At 66.1% G+C, this 17,009-nt stretch carries 19 protein-coding genes; 5 read left to right on the forward strand and 14 right to left on the reverse strand.

Annotation, left to right across the window (positions count from 1 at the left end; genetic code table 11):
• Window positions 1-12: 12 nt before the first annotated feature.
• Window positions 13-579 carry a helix-turn-helix domain-containing protein gene (locus ABZX86_RS12215; RefSeq protein WP_355122791.1) on the reverse strand — a complete coding sequence of 189 codons (567 nt, stop codon included), beginning with the start codon at window positions 577-579 and terminating at the stop codon, window positions 13-15.
• A gap of 107 nt (window positions 580-686) precedes the next feature.
• Between ABZX86_RS12215 and ABZX86_RS12220 the strand changes: the two genes are divergently transcribed.
• Window positions 687-2,006, forward strand: coding sequence for a family 1 glycosylhydrolase (locus ABZX86_RS12220; protein WP_355122793.1), 1,320 nt, complete (start codon window positions 687-689; stop codon window positions 2,004-2,006).
• An 11-nt stretch (window positions 2,007-2,017) separates the two neighbouring features.
• Here the strand turns inward: ABZX86_RS12220 and ABZX86_RS12225 are convergent, their stop codons facing one another.
• Complete coding sequence (locus tag ABZX86_RS12225) at window positions 2,018-3,010, reverse strand: LLM class F420-dependent oxidoreductase (RefSeq protein ID WP_355122795.1); 993 nt, start codon at window positions 3,008-3,010, stop codon at window positions 2,018-2,020.
• Window positions 3,011-3,104: 94 nt separating this feature from the next.
• Window positions 3,105-3,578, reverse strand: a complete 474-nt coding sequence (locus ABZX86_RS12230; protein ID WP_355122797.1) for a MarR family transcriptional regulator — start codon at window positions 3,576-3,578, stop codon at window positions 3,105-3,107.
• 86 nt (window positions 3,579-3,664) lie between these two features.
• On the opposite strand from ABZX86_RS12230, the gene ABZX86_RS12235 reads away from it, so the two are divergent.
• Window positions 3,665-3,988 (forward strand): rhodanese-like domain-containing protein, encoded by a 324-nt coding sequence (locus tag ABZX86_RS12235; protein ID WP_355122799.1) that lies wholly within the window; start codon window positions 3,665-3,667, stop codon window positions 3,986-3,988.
• A 79-nt stretch (window positions 3,989-4,067) separates the two neighbouring features.
• Window positions 4,068-4,787, forward strand: a complete 720-nt coding sequence (locus ABZX86_RS12240) for a dienelactone hydrolase family protein (RefSeq protein ID WP_355122801.1) — start codon at window positions 4,068-4,070, stop codon at window positions 4,785-4,787.
• Here ABZX86_RS12240 and ABZX86_RS12245 read toward each other — a convergent pair.
• The 3 genes from ABZX86_RS12245 to ABZX86_RS12255 form a co-directional block, all read right to left on the reverse strand.
• Window positions 4,688-5,590 (reverse strand): sterol desaturase family protein, encoded by a 903-nt coding sequence (locus tag ABZX86_RS12245; RefSeq protein WP_355122803.1) that lies wholly within the window; start codon window positions 5,588-5,590, stop codon window positions 4,688-4,690. The genes ABZX86_RS12240 and ABZX86_RS12245 overlap by 100 nt on opposite strands.
• Window positions 5,591-5,678: 88 nt before the next feature.
• On the reverse strand, window positions 5,679-6,950 hold the full coding sequence (locus tag ABZX86_RS12250) for an MFS transporter (RefSeq protein WP_355122805.1): 1,272 nt from the start codon (window positions 6,948-6,950) through the stop codon (window positions 5,679-5,681).
• 175 nt (window positions 6,951-7,125) lie between these two features.
• Window positions 7,126-7,761, reverse strand: coding sequence for a GntR family transcriptional regulator (locus ABZX86_RS12255; protein ID WP_355122807.1), 636 nt, complete (start codon window positions 7,759-7,761; stop codon window positions 7,126-7,128).
• A gap of 168 nt (window positions 7,762-7,929) precedes the next feature.
• Between ABZX86_RS12255 and ABZX86_RS12260 the strand changes: the two genes are divergently transcribed.
• Window positions 7,930-8,394 carry a YiiD C-terminal domain-containing protein gene (locus ABZX86_RS12260; RefSeq protein WP_355122809.1) on the forward strand — a complete coding sequence of 155 codons (465 nt, stop codon included), beginning with the start codon at window positions 7,930-7,932 and terminating at the stop codon, window positions 8,392-8,394.
• Between the two features lie 27 nt (window positions 8,395-8,421).
• On the opposite strand, the gene ABZX86_RS12265 is transcribed toward ABZX86_RS12260, so the two are convergent.
• The 5 genes from ABZX86_RS12265 to ABZX86_RS12285 form a co-directional block, all read right to left on the reverse strand.
• Window positions 8,422-8,799: a limonene-1,2-epoxide hydrolase family protein gene (locus tag ABZX86_RS12265; RefSeq protein WP_355122811.1), complete on the reverse strand. Its 378-nt coding sequence runs from the start codon at window positions 8,797-8,799 to the stop codon at window positions 8,422-8,424.
• 19 nt (window positions 8,800-8,818) lie between these two features.
• A complete protein-coding gene (locus ABZX86_RS12270; RefSeq protein ID WP_355122813.1) occupies window positions 8,819-10,039 on the reverse strand; it encodes a cytochrome P450 in 1,221 nt (406 codons plus the stop codon).
• A gap of 240 nt (window positions 10,040-10,279) precedes the next feature.
• Window positions 10,280-11,296 carry an NADP-dependent oxidoreductase gene (locus tag ABZX86_RS12275; protein ID WP_355122815.1) on the reverse strand — a complete coding sequence of 339 codons (1,017 nt, stop codon included), beginning with the start codon at window positions 11,294-11,296 and terminating at the stop codon, window positions 10,280-10,282.
• Window positions 11,293-11,853 (reverse strand): helix-turn-helix domain-containing protein, encoded by a 561-nt coding sequence (locus ABZX86_RS12280; protein ID WP_355122817.1) that lies wholly within the window; start codon window positions 11,851-11,853, stop codon window positions 11,293-11,295. Before ABZX86_RS12280 ends, ABZX86_RS12275 begins: the two co-directional genes overlap by 4 nt.
• A 4-nt stretch (window positions 11,854-11,857) precedes the next feature.
• A complete protein-coding gene (locus ABZX86_RS12285) occupies window positions 11,858-12,550 on the reverse strand; it encodes a type 1 glutamine amidotransferase domain-containing protein (RefSeq protein WP_355122819.1) in 693 nt (230 codons plus the stop codon).
• A gap of 109 nt (window positions 12,551-12,659) precedes the next feature.
• Between ABZX86_RS12285 and ABZX86_RS12290 the strand changes: the two genes are divergently transcribed.
• Window positions 12,660-13,586, forward strand: a complete 927-nt coding sequence (locus ABZX86_RS12290) for a LysR family transcriptional regulator (RefSeq protein WP_355122821.1) — start codon at window positions 12,660-12,662, stop codon at window positions 13,584-13,586.
• A 12-nt stretch (window positions 13,587-13,598) separates the two neighbouring features.
• On the opposite strand, the gene ABZX86_RS12295 is transcribed toward ABZX86_RS12290, so the two are convergent.
• The 3 genes from ABZX86_RS12295 to ABZX86_RS12305 are packed head-to-tail and all read right to left on the reverse strand — an operon-like array spanning window position 13,599 to window position 16,951.
• Complete coding sequence (locus tag ABZX86_RS12295) at window positions 13,599-15,359, reverse strand: oleate hydratase (RefSeq protein ID WP_355122822.1); 1,761 nt, start codon at window positions 15,357-15,359, stop codon at window positions 13,599-13,601.
• Between the two features lie 48 nt (window positions 15,360-15,407).
• Complete coding sequence (locus ABZX86_RS12300; protein ID WP_355122824.1) at window positions 15,408-16,271, reverse strand: 3-hydroxyacyl-CoA dehydrogenase; 864 nt, start codon at window positions 16,269-16,271, stop codon at window positions 15,408-15,410.
• Window positions 16,268-16,951, reverse strand: a complete 684-nt coding sequence (locus ABZX86_RS12305) for a helix-turn-helix domain-containing protein (protein WP_355122826.1) — start codon at window positions 16,949-16,951, stop codon at window positions 16,268-16,270. The genes ABZX86_RS12300 and ABZX86_RS12305 overlap by 4 nt, the downstream gene beginning before the upstream one ends.
• Between the last annotated feature and the right edge of the window lie 58 nt (window positions 16,952-17,009).

Below are 17,009 nucleotides of genomic sequence, written 5' to 3' on the forward strand. Positions count from 1 at the left end.
TCCGGTCCGGCATCAGGCGCCGATGAGGTTGCGCCACACCAATTCCAGATGGGCGGCCATATCGAGGCTCGGGTCGATCAGCCACCGCGATTGCAATCCGTCGGAGAGGGCGAAGAAGGTGGTGGCGGCGGCATCGGCATCGACGTGTGCGGGCAGCGTGCCGGCCTCCTGCATACCGCGCAGGGCCTGCGAAAACGCCTCGGTGCCTTGGCGATACCGCTCCTTCATGTAGGCGTGGGCCGGATGACGCGGATCGGCCGCGGCCGCCTGCATATGGGTGAAGAGTTCGATCAGGCCGGGCACCTGGGCATTTCGTCGAATCACCGCAATGTAGGCCGCGGGATCGGGAGCGCGCAGCGCGACCATATCGGCCTCGTCGCGCTTGCGCAGGACGGCGACGAAGAGCTCTTCCTTCGATCCGAAGTAGTGCAGCAGCCCGCCCTGGCTCAGTCCGACCGCCTCGGCCAGCTCGGCGACGGAGGTGGCCAGGAACCCGCGCTCCGCAATGGTGCGCAGCGCTGCCTCGAGAATCTGCTCCCGCCGTTCGATGCCCTTGCCGTAGGGCCCCCGTTTCGCCACGGACCGAGTCTAGAGCTCACCCGTGGGTTTCTTGCACCCCAAAACCGAGCGATGTACGGTTTTAAAAGCGGCCCTCGCCGCGAACAGCGAAGGAGAAACCGGTCCCGATGCGATTCCGTCCCCGAGCTCTTGTTCCCACAGCTCTCGTCGCCGCCACCCTGGTCCTGGGCGCCACTCCGGCCTATGCCCGCCCCGAGGCGCCCACGCAGGTCGCGCCGCTCGGGCCCGACTTCCTCTGGGGCGTGGCGGCCTCCGGCTTCCAGTCCGAGGGCCACGCGCCCGACAGCAACTGGTCGCGGTACGTGGCGCAGGGCAAGACCGACGACCCGTACAACGACTCGGTGGACTTCTTCGATCGCTACGCCTCCGATATCGATCTGGCTGCCGGGCTCGGCGTGAAGGTGTACCGGATCAGCATCGAGTGGGCGCGCGTGCAGCCGCAGCCCGGTGTGTGGTCGGAGGATGGACTGCGCTTCTACGACAGTGTGATCGGGAAGATCACCGCCGCCGGTATGCGGCCCATGATCACCCTGGACCACTGGGTGTTCCCGGGCTGGGAGGTCGATCGCGGCGGCTGGCACAACCCCGGCATGGTCGATGACTGGCTGGCCAATGCCCGCACCGTCGTGGATCGCTATGCGCACGACAATCCGCTGTGGGTGACCTTCAACGAGCCCACCTTCTACGGGCTCAACGAGCTGCGGCACGGCGGGCTTCCGGCCGCCGACGTTCCGGGTATGCAGGACCGAATCGCGCAGGCGCACAATGCTATTTACGACCACATCCACCAGGTGCAGCCCGGCGCCATGGTGACCAGCAATGTCGCGTACTTCCCCGGCGCCGATGATGCGGTCAACGGGCCGTTCATCGCCAAGATCGCCGCGAAGATCGATTACGTCGGCATCGACTACTACTACGGCATGTCGCCGGACACCGTCACCTCGATGGTGCAGAACTTCAGCCAGCTGTGGAACAATCCGTTGCAGCCGGAGGGTATTTACTATGCCCTGCAGCACTATTCACGCCAGTTCCCCGGTAAGCCGCTGTACATCGTGGAGAACGGTATGCCCACCGAGAACGGCAAGCCCCGTGCCGACGGTTACGCTCGCGCCGACGACCTGCGCGACACCATCTACTGGATCCAGCGCGCCAAGGCCGACGGCATGAACGTCATGGGCTACAACTACTGGAGCCTCACCGACAATTACGAATGGGGCTCCTACACACCGCGATTCGGCCTCTACACCGTCGATGTGCTGACCGATCCCACCCTCACCCGCCGGCCCACCGACGCGGTCCCGGCCTACACCGCCATCACCCACAACGGCGGTGTCCCGGCCGACTACCGTCCGACCCACAACCCGCAGCCCTGCTCGCTGGTCGACGCCGTGGCCAGCTGCACCGATCCGGTGACCGTGCCGCGCTGATCAATGCCCGGTCAGCGCAGCGCCGGAATGACCTCTCGCTCGAACAGTTCGATGCCCGAGGTGTCGTAGGCCAGTTCGGGGAAGTAGTGGATGGCGTAGGAGAGGCCGAGGGCCTTGGTGCGGCTGAGCTTTTCGACGACCTGCTCCGGCGTTCCGACGGCGGGGCTGGTGCGGAAGAGGTTGTCCACGTGGCCCTTTGCCGCCTCGGCGCCGAGGCTCGGGGTGAAGCGATCCTGGAGGGCGGCGAGGCGGTCCTGGACCTCGGCCTCGGTGGCGCCGACGATCGTATTGAAGTTCGAGCTGCGGGTGATGGCATCGAAATCGGTGCCGACGGCGGCACAGTGGCCGCGCAGTAGTTCGGACTTGTGCGCGAATTCGGCCGGATCTCCGGAGAAGTTGGTGTACTGCGCGTACTTCGCCGCGATGCGCAGCGTCACCTTCTCGCCGCCGCCCGCGATCCAGATCGGAATGCCGCCCTCCTGCAACGGAAGTGGGCGGACGATGGCGCCGTCGACCTGGTAGTGCTTACCGTCGAGCGTCGCGGAACCCTTGGTCCAGGCCTGCTTGAAGATCTGCACCCCCTCATCCAATCGGCCCAGACGCTCACCGGGGGAGGGGAATCCGTAGCCGTAGGCGCGCCATTCGTGCTCGTACCAGCCGCCGCCGATGCCCATTTCGAGACGCCCGCCAGAAATCAGATCGACCGTCGCCGCGACCTTGGCCAGATAGGCCGGATTGCGGTAGCTGATCGCGGTGCACATCTGCCCCAGCCGAATTCGCGAGGTGCCGGCGGCGAAGGCCGACATCAGCGTCCACGCCTCGTGGGTGGCCTCCTCGGTGGGCTCGGGCACGGTGTGGAAGTGGTCGTACACCCAGACCGACTCCCAGGCCTCCGTCGCATCGGCACGCTGGGCGAGGTCGCGCATCACGCCCCACTGCTGCGCCGGGTCGATGCCGACCAGGTCGAGCCGCCAGCCCTGGGGAATGAAATGGCCGAAGCGCACGAGTGACTCCTCCGTTGTGATCTCGGTCTGCGAATACCGCAGACCACTGTTCCGGGTACCCGCCGGTTGGGCAACCATTCGACGCCGCGCGCGTCTAATCCCCGCGTGTGACCGGGGCGGGCAGGTCGCCGGGGCCCAAAACCTTGCGCAATGCCGCCGCGACGGTCTCCAATTCGCCGGTATCGAGCCTGCCGCCGAATCGCCGCTCGATGCCCGCGAGATAGTGCGGCGCCGCCTCGCGGAAGCGCATGCGCCCGTCCTCGGTAATGCTCACGAAGGCCGAGCGCCCGTCATCGGGATTGGATTCGCGCCGCACCAGGCCGTGCGACTCCAATTCGGTGATCAGCCTGCTCACCCGAGTGCGGCTGAGCACCACGCGTTCTCCGATATCGCTCATCCGCAGCCGTTGCGGCCCATCGAGTTCCAGGAGGACGTCGTACCAGCTCAGTGGAAGTCCGGTGGCGCGGCGCAGCTCCGCGTCGAGTTCGGGCACCAGTTTGGCGTGCACCTGCAGCAGTGCGGCCCAGGCGGAGACGGCCGGATGGGTTCGGTTCGGAGGATGCGGCACGGCGCCCAGCATAATTGGTTGCGTGCACCCGCACATAAGTAGTAGCGTGCACACGCACATACTTTGGTGTTCGGAAAGGAAAACCCATGACAACGTTGATCACTCGGGACGAGCTGGCCAAGGAGATCGAGGCCGGATCGGTGATCGTCCTGGATGCGCTCGGCGGCGAGTACTACGCCAAGGCGCATCTGCCCGGCGCGCTCGCGCTGGTCGAAGCCGAGGTGGAAAGCAAGGCGCCGCAGCTGCTTCCGGACCGGACGGCGGCGATCGTCACGTACTGCTCGAATCCCGCATGCGCCAACAGTCAGAACGTCGCCACGAAGCTGGAGCGGCTGGGCTACACCAATGTCCGCAAATACCGTGAGGGCATTCAGGATTGGACGGAGGCGGGGCTGCCTGTCGAAAGCTGAGCGAAAGTGTCTCAGACTGGCTAAAATTCTGCGGCAGCGATCATCCCGTGTTCGCACGTCTAGGGGAGGGAGCTCGACGGTGAGCTCAATACAGTTGAACGCGCCGGACGGACCCGTCGAGGCCAACCTGGAGACGCCGGCGGGGGAGGGGCCGTGGCCGGGGGTGGTGGTCCTGCACGACATGGTCGGCGTCCACACGGCGATGCGCGAGACCACCCGGATGCTGGCCGGCAACGGCTATCTCGCGCTCGCCCCCAATCTGTTCTCGCGCGGTGCGGTCCGGTGCGTGCCGAGCATGATCCGGGACCTGATGTTCAGCGGTAAGGGCGGTGCGGTTCGCGATATTCTCGCCGCCCGCGACCACCTCGCCGCGGATCCGAACTGCACGGGCAAGATCGCCGTCGTGGGGTTCTGCCTGGGCGGCGGGTTCGCCTTGCTGGTGGCGCCCGAGGGCTTCGACGCCGCAGCCCCGTTCTACCCGGCGGGTCGTGCCAAGTACGACGAAGTACTGCGCGGCTCGTGCCCGGTCGTCGCCAGTTACGGTTCGCGGGATCCGCAGAATATCGGCAGCGGCGCCAAGCTCGAACGTGCACTCACCGAGCTCGGCATCGATCACGATGTGAAGACCTATCCGGGTGTCGGACACTCCTTCGCCGACCATCATCCGGCCCAGCCTCTGGTCCGCGTGCTGGGCCTCGGCTACGACGAGGACGCCACCCGCGACGCCTGGTCGCGCATCTTCGCCTTCTTCGACACCCATCTGTCGCCCGGCGCCCAGCCCGGCGGACCGAACGCATAACCGGCCCAGTCTCGAATCCTCCTGCTGGAGCGCAGGTCTCGCCAGAGTGCGCCGAATTCGTAGTACTGCAGCGTGAATACGCTTGTGCTCTCGATATTCTTGGTCAAACCGTAGGTGGGCCGGAAGGTTTCGGCGCGGAAGGTGCCGAACAGCCGGTCCCACAGAATGAATATGCCGCCGTAATTGCGGTCCAGATACTCCGCATCGCTGGCATGATGCACCCGGTGGTGCGAGGGCGTATTGAAGACGAACTCGAACCAGCGCGGCAGCTTGCCGATGGTCTCGGTATGCACCCAGAACTGGTAGATCAAATTGCCTGACCAGGCCGTGAACACCATCCACGGCGGTACGCCCAGCAGCGGCAGCGGAATCCACGCCAGCAGCTCGAACCACGGATTCCACTTCTGCCGCAGGGCCGTCGCGTAATTGAAGTACCGGCTGTTGTGGTGCACCTGGTGCGCCGCCCACACCACCCGCACCCGGTGTGAGGTGCGGTGATACCCGTACCACAGCAGATCCACCGCCAGCATCACGCCGATCCAGCTGAGCGGATTACGCGGATCGATATGCCAGGGCGCGTGCACGTAGAGCACCGCGTAACCGATCAGCGCGACGAACTTGGCCGCCCCACTGACGAACACCGATACCGCGCCCATGACCAGGCTGTTGCGCGCATCGCCCTGCTCGTACCCCGCCCGCTCCTCGCCGTGCGCGCGCAGCGAGAGGATCTCGACGACCAGGGCGAGCACGAAGAACGGGATCGCATACGTCACGGGTTGATTGATCTGGTCCCACAGGTCCACGGCGACCGCTCCACTCCCGCGCCGATGCCCGCGCACTCACTACATCTGCACCGACTGTAAGGCTCGCGGCGCAATCTCCGGAAGGGGCTCAGCCGCGGCGGCAGCGGGTGATGAGGGTGAGGCAGGCCGCGGCGGCGAGGGTGAGGGCGGTGAACATGGCGGGATAGCTGACGCCGGTGCCGTCGTGCAGCATGGCCATGACCGCCGGGAAACCGAAGCCGAGGTAGCTGACGGCGTAGAAGACGGCGGTCAGTCCGGCGAGGTCGTCGGGGCGGGCCATGCGCTCGATCTCCAGCAGTCCGGCGACCAGGCCGATGCCGAAGCCCAGACCGAGGACGATCGCGGTGGCGACGGTCAGCCACAGTGTCAGTGCGCCCGAGGCCGCCGCGGCCAGCGCCAATCCGGCGATGATCAGGGTCAGCGCCAGTACCGGCAGCCGGATGGTGCCCGGCCGGTCCAGCTTGCGCGCCACCGATTGGATGCCGAAACCGCAGCCGAGGGTGATCACGGTGATCAGGGCCGAGAACGCGATGGGTGCGCCGTGCACCTTGGGCATCATGAGGGTCGGCATGATGGCGTACGCCGTTGCGGAACAGGCGAACAGCCACACCGCGATCGGCAGCGCCACCAGGCGGAAGCGCCGGTGCGCGCCGACCGGGACCTTCAGATCATCCAGCAGTCGGCTCGTGGTCCGCTGCGGCACAGTCGTTTCCGGCGCGCGAGCCAGCCACACCGCCGCGGCCAGGCAGAGCCCGGCATTGATCAGATAGGGCAGGGTGTCCGGCCAGGGACCCCACTGCGCGAGCACACCGGCCACACCCGCGCCGACGCCGAATCCACCGGTGAGACTCATGGCCGAGCGTCGCGCCCCGGTGCCGGAGGCGGTTTCGGGCGCGAACGGCGGTTGCGACAGCTCCTTGAGCCAGCTGCTGCCGACCGCCATGGCCAGTCCGAGCGCGATGCCGCACAGCACACGACCGGCGGAAAGCATTGGTACGGAGGACGATCCGAATGCCAGCAGCAGCGACCCCGCCGCGGCGATCAGCGGCGCCGGCCGCATGAGAAGCCGCCGCCCATAGCGATCCGACAGCGGCCCGCCGATCAGCAGCGCGGGCACGATGCCCAGCACATACTCGAACAGCAGCAGGTCAACCGTGGTGACCGGCAACCCGTCCCGCTTGTACATGACCAGCAGCGGCGTGAATTCGTTTCCACCCCAGGCAATCGCGAAGATCGCCCCCGCTACGCTCATCCACGCGCGACTCGACGACGGCGGTCCAGCGCAGAACCGCCCGGAAGCAGCGCTGGAAGATATTGCGCCGGTGTCGGTCAGGCCGCCGGTGGAGGTCGATGTTGTCATCACAGTCCTCTCGACCTCATGCTGTGCGCATCCATCGGGTGGTCGGCATCGGCGGGGGTGAAAGCGGCGCTGGGATTGGTGGCAGTCGCTCGAGCCGAGAGAGCGGCGGTCGTGCAGTGCGCCGAAGCGGTTGTGGCCGAGGCGGTCAGAGCGTCGGCGGAGGTCGATGTCGGCATCACAGGCCTCTCAGGCGCACGCCGTGCACGGCCATCAGGTGGTCGGCGAGGGCGGTGGCGAATCCGGTGGTGTCGCCGGACTCGATGAGGTCGGCCAGGCCCGCGTGCTGGGCGATGATGCGTGCGGTCTCGATGGGGCCGTGGCGCAGGGCGACGCTGTTCATGCGGCGCTGGCGTTCGCGCAGGGAGTCGTAGAAGCCGGCCAGCAGGGGATTGCCCGCGGCCACCACGTATTCGCGATGGAAGTCGGCGTCGATGACTGCGAACCGGTCGAGGTCTCCGGCGGCGGCGAGTTCCCGCTGGTGTTCGAGCGAAGCCCGCAGCTTCGTCATGAGGGCTGCCCGGTCGATTTCGGCCAGTATGCGCACCGCGCCCGTCTCCACGACGTAGCGGGCCTGCGTGACGTCCTCGGCCTCGTGCGAGGGCACAGGCACGATGAGCGCGCCGCGCTTGGGATACAGCTTCATCCAGCCTTCGGTCTCCAGCCGGAGGAAGGCCTCCCGTACCGGCGTCCGCGAGGTGCCGAGCGTGGTCGCGATCTCGCCCTCGCTGATCAACTCGCCCCCGGGGAGTTCCCCGCTCAGGATGCGTTCCTTGACCTCGCGGTAGGCGCGCTCGGCGGATGAATACGTCATAGACACAAGAGGCATCCTAGAAGTCCGACCGGTCGGATTTTCTGGGTTGTGGCCGGACTCACGGTCCTGAACAGGTGGCAGGTGCCCGCAGACTTGCGCGACCTACACCTTTGGAACAATGATCTGGCGTGTTGGCATAGCGCCAGTAAGTGAGACAGGGAGGTCCGCATGGCGAACGACGCCACCCCGCCGCTGCATGAAATCGTGAACAGCGCGCTCGAGTTCACGGTTCCGATCGCGCACAAGATGGGTGTCCAGGCGACCGAGGTGCGGCCCGGCTACGCCTCCACCAAGGTCCCGGTCGAGGGCAATGGCAATCACTTCGGCGTCATGTACGCCGGCGTGCTCTTCACCGTCGCCGAGGTGCTCGGCGGGGCGCTCGCGCTCGCCAGCTTCGATACCTCGAAGTACTACCCGCTGGTCAAGGACCTGCACATCTTCTTCCGCAGGCCCGCCGCCACCGACGTGACGGCCGTGGCCACCATGTCGGAGGAGGAGATCGCCCGCGTCGCCGAGGAGGCGGACCTCGAGGGCAAGTCCGACTTCAGCCTGAAGGCCGTCGTCACCGATGCCAATGGTGTGGTCGTCGCGGAAACCGAAGGGCTGTACCAGCTCCGCGCGCACAACAAGTAGCGCGCGGGCTGTCGTGGTGCGGGCGGTTCACCCCTGCGTGAGCTGCCCGAACTGCGCCATATCGAAGTAGTCGCGCCAGGCGGCGATCTTGCCGTCGGCGATTTCGAACACGCCCATGACGGGCAGTTCGATCTGCTTGTCGCCGAGGGTGAAACGGTCGGTGCGCTCATTGAGCACCACATTCCCGTGCGCGGACTGGTGGTGAATGCCGAAGTCGATACCGCCGAACGCGCCGATGAAGCCGCGCAGGAAATCGAGAATGGCCGCCTTCCCGAGCAGTGGCTGCATGGGGATGTTGTGGTAGACGGCATCCTCGGCGAAATACTCGGCAATGGATTCCGGTGTGCCGCTGAGCCATTCGGCGCAGAACGCGGTGACCAGGGCTTCGGGGGACGGAGTCGTCATGTGGCGGGAGCCTTTCGATTCAGGAGATGTGCAGGGGAAGGGTCTGGTGCCGGCGCACGAAGATGCTCGGAAACCATTGCGGCGGTGCGTCATCGACGAGGGTGAACCGCGAGCTGCGCTCCAACAGCGCGGTGAGGGCGGCGGTGGCCTCCAGCTTGGCCAGCGCCGAACCGACGCAGAAGTGCACACCGCGGCCGAAGGCCAGATTGTTCGCACCGCTGCGGCGGTCCAGGTCGAGTGTGTCCGGCTGCTCGAACCGGGCCGGATCGCGATTGGCGGCACCCCACATCAGCAGCAGATGACTGCCCGCGGGGAGAGTGACGCCGCCGAGCACGGTGTCCTCGGTGACATGCCGATGATGGCCGCGGAACGGCGATTCCAGGCGCAGCGCCTCGTCGATGAAGGCCGGGATGAGGGCGGGCTCGCGGCGCAGTTCGTCCTGGAGTTCGGGATCGGCGGCGAGTATGCGCGCCGAATTGGCGACCAGCCCGGCGGTGGATTCGCCTCCCGCGCCGACCAATTGGACCAGTACCAGCACCGCCACGGTATCGCTGAGTTCGCCTGCCGCGCAGGCCCGGGCGAGTACACCGAGCAGGTCGTCGCGCGGATTCGCTTCAGCGGCTTTGAATGTGGTGTACAGATAACCGGTCAGCTCGGCGGCGGCCGTCACCGAATGGCCGAAGCGGTCGGCATCCACCACCCCGCCCAGCATTTCGGTGCTGTCGTAAGCCCAGGAAAGCAGTTGCGGCACATCCGATTCCGGGAGGCCGATAATATCGGCGACGAGTGCGAGCGGCAGCTGATCGGCCATGCCGGTGGCCCAGTCGATGCGCCCGTGCCGCAGATTCCGCGACCACAGCTCGTCCACCAGTTCGCGCACGGTCGGGCCGAGACCGCGAATTCGCTTGGCCAGCAGCGGCTGTACCAGTTTGCGGTGGGTGAGATGGGCCGGATCGTCGGCGGTGGCCAGCACGTGTACGGCCTGCCCGCCGCCATCCATATCGAAGGTCACGTGCGGCCCATCCGGCTGACGTAGCAGCACACCGGTGAGGTTCGAGGAGAACGCCTCGGGCTGATTCACCGCTTCGGCCACCAGATCCCACGAGGTCACCAGGTAGAAGTCGGTGCCGGGAATGCGGTACACCGGCGACTGCTCACGCAGTTGCCGGTAGAGCGGATTCGGATCGTCGAGGTGGACGGGATCGAAGATGTCGATCGCATCCGGTGCGGTCAGCGTCATTGCCACTCCGAAGTCGGGAACCTGTGCCGAGCACACGGTTTCCGGTGGCGAATCGACTATCAAGAAGTGTCTCGGTGCGAGAATTGTGCACAGGTGGATGCTGCGGAAACGTTCACGCCGATCCGTCATATCTGCTGATCAGGCCATATATCAATGGCGAGACAATCAGAAGTGATTGTCTCGCCATGAGATACGGTGACCCGCGTCGGCGGCAAGTGCTGTCGCGCTCGCGGGCCGCTCCTATTCGCTGTGGGACAGCCGCACCAGCATCTTGCCGGTATTGGCGCCGTTCATCAGCGCGGTGAAGGCCTCGAGGGTCTGATCGATGCCATCCACCACCGTCTCCTCGGTGCGCAGCGAACCGTCGGCCAGCCAGCCGGCCGCCTTGCCGATCCACTCCGGCGCCTGGTGCAGATGATCGGTGACATTCATGCCGAGCAGGTTGATCCGCTTGCCGATGGCGAGCACCAGATGGCGCGGTCCGGGCGGCAGCTCGGTGTCGTTGTACACGGAGATGGCCCCGCACAGTGCGATTCGGCCGCGCAGGTTCATGGTGGCCAGGGCGGCGTCGAGGTGATCGCCACCGACATTGTCGAAGTAGACGTCGATGCCCTCGGGCGCGGCGGCGGCCAGCTGCCCGGCGAGATCGCCCTTGCGGTAATCGATGGCGACGTCATAGCCGAATTCCTCGAGGAGCCGGGCGGTCTTCTCCGGCCCACCGGCCGAGCCGATGACCTTGGACGCGCCCAGTCGCTTGGCGATCTGGCCGGCGACGGAACCCACCGCACCCGCCGCGCCCGAAATGAACACGACATCACCCTCGCGCACCGGTGCGACCTCGGTGAGCCCGGCGTACGCCGTCAGGCCGGTGGTGCCGAGAACGCCGAGATATGACTGCGGGGACGCGATTTCGGTATTCAGCACCTGCGCACCGGCGGCATCCACAAGTGCGTACTCGCGCCAGCCGTAGAAATGGCTGACCACCGTGCCGACCGGGATCGTCGCTGCGGCGGAGGCCACCACGGTGCCGACCGCTCCACCGGTCATGGCCTCACCCAAACCGAAAGGCGGAATATAGGATTCGACATCGTTCATGCGGCCGCGCATATACGGATCCACCGACAGCCAGTCATTGCGGACCAGCACCTGCCCCGGAGCGGGTTCGGGCAGCGTCACGGTGGTGAACTCGAAATCGGCCGGCTTCGGCTCGCCGATCGGACGGGCGATCAAACGCCATTCGCGGCTGGATACGGTCATTGCTGTTCTCCTTCGGAAGTTTTCAGTGAATTCGCGGCGAGGCCGCTCAGAATGGTGTCGGTCGCACCGCGCAGCAGGTCCGGCCGGTCGGCCGCGAGCAGGCCGATGGCCGCGGCCAGCACGATCTGCGCGGCATCGGCGGGCCGTGCGAGGCCCGCCTCGGTGAGCACTCCGGTGAGCAGTTCGCGCAGATCGTCGGTGAAGCTGCGGCAGATATCGCCGCACAGCCGCGCCTGCTCACCGAGAAGTTCTGCGGCATGCGGAGATTCGGCGAACGCGCCGGAGGCGAGGGTGGCCTTGGCGGTGACAATGCCGAATACCTTGTCCGCGAGTGGAATCGGTGCGGCGGCGGCCGCGTGCGCATCCGTCAGCGCACGCTCGTGCAGTCGCTCGGCCAGCCGCCGCACCGCATCGTCTTTATTGCGCACGTACTGATAGACCGCCGACCGGGAAACGCCTGTCTCCGCGGCGATATCGTCCATGGTCGTGCGCCGCGCCCCGTAGCGCAGCAGGCAGCGCAGGGTGGCGTCGAGTACGTCGGCGGTCCGGTCGGGCACGGTGTCAGAGCGCCTTCAGCAACTCCGCCGCCAGCGGCGCCGACGAAGCCGGATTCTGGCCGGTGTACAGATTGCGGTCCACCACCACGTGCGGGGCCCACGGCTCGCCCTCGCTGTAGTCGACACCGAGCGCGATGAGCCGGTCCTGCAGCAGCCACTTGGCCTTGTCCGCGAGTCCGGCCTGGGTCTCCTCGGCATTGCTGAAGGCCGCCACCCGGTATCCCGCGAACGGGGACTTGCCGTCGGCGCCCACCGTCGCCAGCAGGGCGGCCGGGGCATGACAGACCACGCCGAGCGGCTTGCCCGAGGCCAGTGCGGCATTGAGCAGCTGCCCGGAGGTGGTGTTGACGGCCAGATCCTCCATCGGGCCGTGGCCGCCCGGGTAGTAGACCGCGTCGTAATCGGCCAGGTCGACCGCGGCGAGATCGATGGGATGCGTCAATTCTGTTGCCTTGCGGAGGGTTTCGGCGATCTTCTCGGCTCCCTCGGGGCCGCCGTTGGCTCCGGGTGCGAGGCTGCCGCCGTCGACGGTCGGCACCACCGCGCCGGGGGTGGCCACCACGATCTCGTGCCCGGCGGCCTTGATGGCCTCGTAGGGTGCGGCGAACTCTTCCGCCCAGTACCCGGTGGGGTGCTTAGTGCCGTCTGCCAGCGTCCAGTAGTCGACGCCGGTCATGACGAACAGGACCTTGGCCATGATGCTCCTCGAGTCTGTGGATGAACTGACACTGTGTATGCAGAATGTCAGGTTGTCGCAGTCCCTACAGTAGGTGCCGAAATATCGGCTGACCAATAGACTCGCCTATATGAGACATAGGCAGGCCGATGGTTCCGTGGACTTGACGCAGCTCCGCACGTTTCTGGCGGTCTACCGGGCCGGATCGATCACCGCGGGTGCCGGTCAGGTCGGCCTGTCCCAGCCCACCGTGACAACGCAGCTGCAGGCGCTCGAACGCCGGCTGGGCCGGCCGCTGTTCGAACGCCTGCCGCGCGGCGTCACCCCGACCGCCGCCGCCCACGACCTCGCGGCCCGGGTCGCCGGGCCGTTCGACGCGCTCGAAATCGTGGTCGGCGATGCCCCGGCCGAGCACACCCAGGAGCCGCCGGTTCTGCTCGGTGGTCCCGCCGAAATGCTGGCGGCGCTGACACTGCCCTCCCTGGCTCCGCTCGTCGCGCAGGGCATCCGCTTCACCATCACCACGGGGCTGGCCGATGAGCTGCTGGCGGATCTGCGCCTCGGCAAGCTCGATCTGGTGCTGTCCACCATTCGCCCGCGCGGGCGGACCGTCCTTGCGGAACCGCTCGCCGATGAGGAGTTCGTGCTCGTCGCCGCGCCGCAGGTGGCGGCCGCGGTGGACGTGGCGCGCTTGCGGGTCAACGACCTCGCCGGCATTCCGCTGATCAGCTATGCGCCGGATCTGCCTATCGTGCGCCGGTATTGGCGGCACGTCTTCGACATCAGGCTGGAAGCCGAAGCCGCCCTTGTCATTCCGGATCTGCGCGCGGTACTCGCCGCGGTTGTCGCGGGCGCCGGAGTGAGTGTGCTCCCGCGCTATCTGTGCGCCCGTGAACTCGAGGCGGGCGGGATCGTCACACTGCTGGATCCCGAAGACTCCCCGATCAATACGGTGTATCTCGCGCGCCGGGTGGGCGGCCAGTCCCGCCCGCACGTCGAACTGGTCCGCACCCGGCTGCTCGAGGCCGCCGAGGTGTGGCGTACGTGCGTGCACTGACCGCCCCCGGGGCTACTTGCCGATCAACCCGAATTCCATGAGCAGTTCACCGATTTCATTGCCCTCCAGGCGCTTCATCAGGCGCTTGCGCAGAATCTGCGGTCCCGGGAGGTCGATGGCCTCGCCGTCGCGTAGTCGGCTGGTGGCCGCCAGCAGCGAACGCACGTCGTAGGTGGAGGCGAAGACCTCCGGCACCCCGCGCTCGATATCGAGCAGCTGATACGCGGCTTCCATGCCCGTGCGCACCGAGTACTCGGTGGTGAAGATGCAGTCGCGGCCGGTCTCGGAGAACTGGCCGATGAAGGCGAAGTTCACCGACCCCTCCGGCACCACCTGCGGGCGGTCACCGGCCTTGCGCGGCATGAAGAACGACGTCACGTACGGCATCATGCAGGGGACGCAGGTGCTGGCATTCGCGGCGAGTTCGGCGATATCGTCGACCGGAACACCCATGTGGTACAGCCACTCCTGGGTGATCTCCTCACCCGTGCACTCCTGCATGGTCTTCTTCACGTAGTCGCCGGGGACGTCCACGAACAGTGAGTAGACCCAGACGACGATCTGATCCTTGGGCTGCTGCTTGAAGTGCGGCTGCCGGTTGACCGTCCAGCTCAGCAGCCAGCTGGAGTCCTTCGCGGTGACGATGCCGCCGGTGACGACCTTGCCGCTGAACGGATCTCGCTTACAGATCTTCTGAATGTATTCGGGGATACGCTGATCCAGCGTGGTGACGGTGGCCGATTCCCATTTGGTCTTCTCGATATCGCCGGCGAACACCTCCGGATGCCCGAAGGCCGGATCCTTGGCCGCCAGCGTCCGCCACAGATCCCAGGCGGGTGCGGGGCCGGTGTTCAGCTTCGCGGGAGTGTGCTGATCGCCCTCGTCGGAATTCTCCGTCAGCGAGCCGATGGTCATGAGCAGCAGATCGTTCTCGCCCAGATCCACGCCGCCCTCGCCGCCCTCGGACACCCAGTGGATTCGCTTGGCCTGCTTGCGTTTCGCGCTCAGTTCGAAATCGACATCGGTGACCGTGGTATCGAATTTGAAGGTCACACCCTGCTCGAGCAGCCACTGGTAGAGCGGCAGCACCAGCGATTCGTACTGGTTGAATTTGGTGAACTTCAGCGCCGAGAAGTCCGGCAGACCGCCGATGTGATGAATGAAGCGGTGCAGGTACAGCTTCATCTCCAGGGCGCTGTGCCACTCCTCGAAGGCGAACATGGTGCGCCAGTACATCCAGAAGTTGCTTTCGAAGAAGTCCTTGGAGAAGACCTCGTCGATGCGCTTGTCCTCCATCTCCTCCCGGGCCGCCAGGAAGATTTTGATGATGTCCTTCTGCGCCTTCTCGTTCAGCGTGAAGAGGCCGTCGGTGTGCGCGTCCTGACCGCGATCGACGGTGGCGCGCTGCAGCGAGGAGTTCGGGTCATCCTTGTTGAGCCAATAGAATTCGTCCAGCACGCTGCCGTCCACCTCCATGGAGGGGATGGTCCGATACAGATCCCACAGGCATTCGAAGTGGTTCTCCATTTCGCGGCCGCCGCGAATCACGAAGCCCTTCTTCGGCTTCTTGATGCCGTCGAGGGCGCCGCCGGGCAGTTTCAGCTCCTCCAGAATGGTGATCTTGCTGCCGGGCAGCTGTCCGTCGCGGATGAGGAAGGCCGCTCCGGACAGCGAGGCGAGGCCGGACCCGACGAACCAGGCCGTCTTCTGGTCCACCCCAGCGGGTTTGCGGGGCCGTGCGAAGGCTTCGTAGTTGCCATTGCTGTAGTACATATGACTCCTATTCCTGAAGCGGATTCGAACCGGTTGCCGAGCAGCGGTTTACGCGGAGTACTTGTAAAAACCCTCACCACTGGAGATTCCGAGCTTGCCCTTGTCGATGTAGTTGTCCTTCAACCACTTCGCGAGCTGCGCGGCGCCCGGCTCGGTGCTGTTGACGAGAATGTTGTACGGCGTGGTCAGCCCGATGACATCGAGAATCTGGAACGGGCCCAGCGGCGCGCCGGTGGCAATGCGCCAGGTCTTGTCGACGGCCTCCGGTTCGGCGTAACCGCCTGCGCTGAGGGACATTCCGGCATTGAGCAGCGGTACCAGCAGCGAATTGAGAACGTAGCCGGCCTTCTCCTTGTGCAGCTCGATCGGCACCATGCCGATGGCGGAGGCGAAGTCGACCACCGCCTGATACACCTTGGGATCGGTCTCCGGTGTGCCCATGACCTCGGCGGTATTGAACTGCCAGACCTGATTCGCGAAGTGCAGCGCCAGGAAGCGATCCGGGCGGCCGGTGAATTCGGCCATATCACTGGGCAGCAGGGTGGAGGAGTTGGTGGCGAAAATGGTTCGCTCCGGGGCGAATTGGCTCAGCTTGGTATAAGTGTCCTGTTTGATGCTGAGCACCTCGGGCACCGCCTCGATCACCAGGTCGGCATCCGCGACCGCCTGTTCCAGATCGGACCTGAGGGTTATGCCCGCCGCCGCCTTCTCGGCCTTGCCGTCGCCGCCCCCGGCCACCTGGGTCTTGTAGATCTCCGAGAGTTTGACGAACCGTTCGCGGGCGGCGTCGAGGGCCTTGTCGTTGATGTCGTAGGCCGTGACTTCGAATCCGCTGAATGCTGTCTGGAAGGCGATCTGCGAACCCAGGACCCCCGTTCCCAGCACCGTCACCTTGCGGATATCGATGGTCAATGTGTTCTCCTCTCCAGGGCGTCGTCGGACGCGGCCGGGAGGGCAGCGAAGAATCCGGCGACTATTTGGCAGATTTGGGCTCGCAGATCCGCGAGCGGGTCGTACTCCGCATGCGCGCCGGTCGCCGGCCGCGCCAGCGCCAGGTGCAGCACGGCGAAGACGCTGCGGCCCGCCAATCGCGAATGTTCTTCCAGCAGTTCGGAATCGATTCCACGAGCGCGGGCGGCGCCGGTGAGCCGCTCGGCCACCATGGCCTCCAACCGTGCGACCAGGGCCAGGCCCTCGGCCCGGTACTTCTCGGCGGGTGAGCCGAACAGCAGCTCGCGCTGATAGGCGACAGTGTTCTCGGCATTGCGCCCGGCGGCCCGGACGGTCGGGCTGATGATCTCGATGACCGCTTCCGCCGGCTCGGTGTAGTCGCGCAGCCGGCGGTCCGCGAGATCGAGGGCGGCCTGGAAATCGGCGTTGTAGACCATCAGCAGCAGCTCGCCCTTGGAGGAGGCATAGCGGAAGAGTGTCCCGGCGGCGATATCCGCACGGTCGGAGATCTGCTGCGTGGTGACCTGCGCGAACCCGTGTTCGGCAAACAGTGCGGCGGCGGCCTCGAAGATGCGTTCCTGCTTGTCGAGCATGCCCCGGACGCGGCGGCCGACCGGTGTCGCATGCTCTGGCGCAGTCATTCGAGACCTCCGGATTGCCTTCAGTAAATGAGCGAACTCATTTCCGAGCGTACCTCTG

The organism is Nocardia sp. NPDC006630 (genome assembly GCF_040611495.1).
In the GTDB taxonomy this organism is placed as follows: Bacteria; Actinomycetota; Actinomycetes; order Mycobacteriales; family Mycobacteriaceae; genus Nocardia.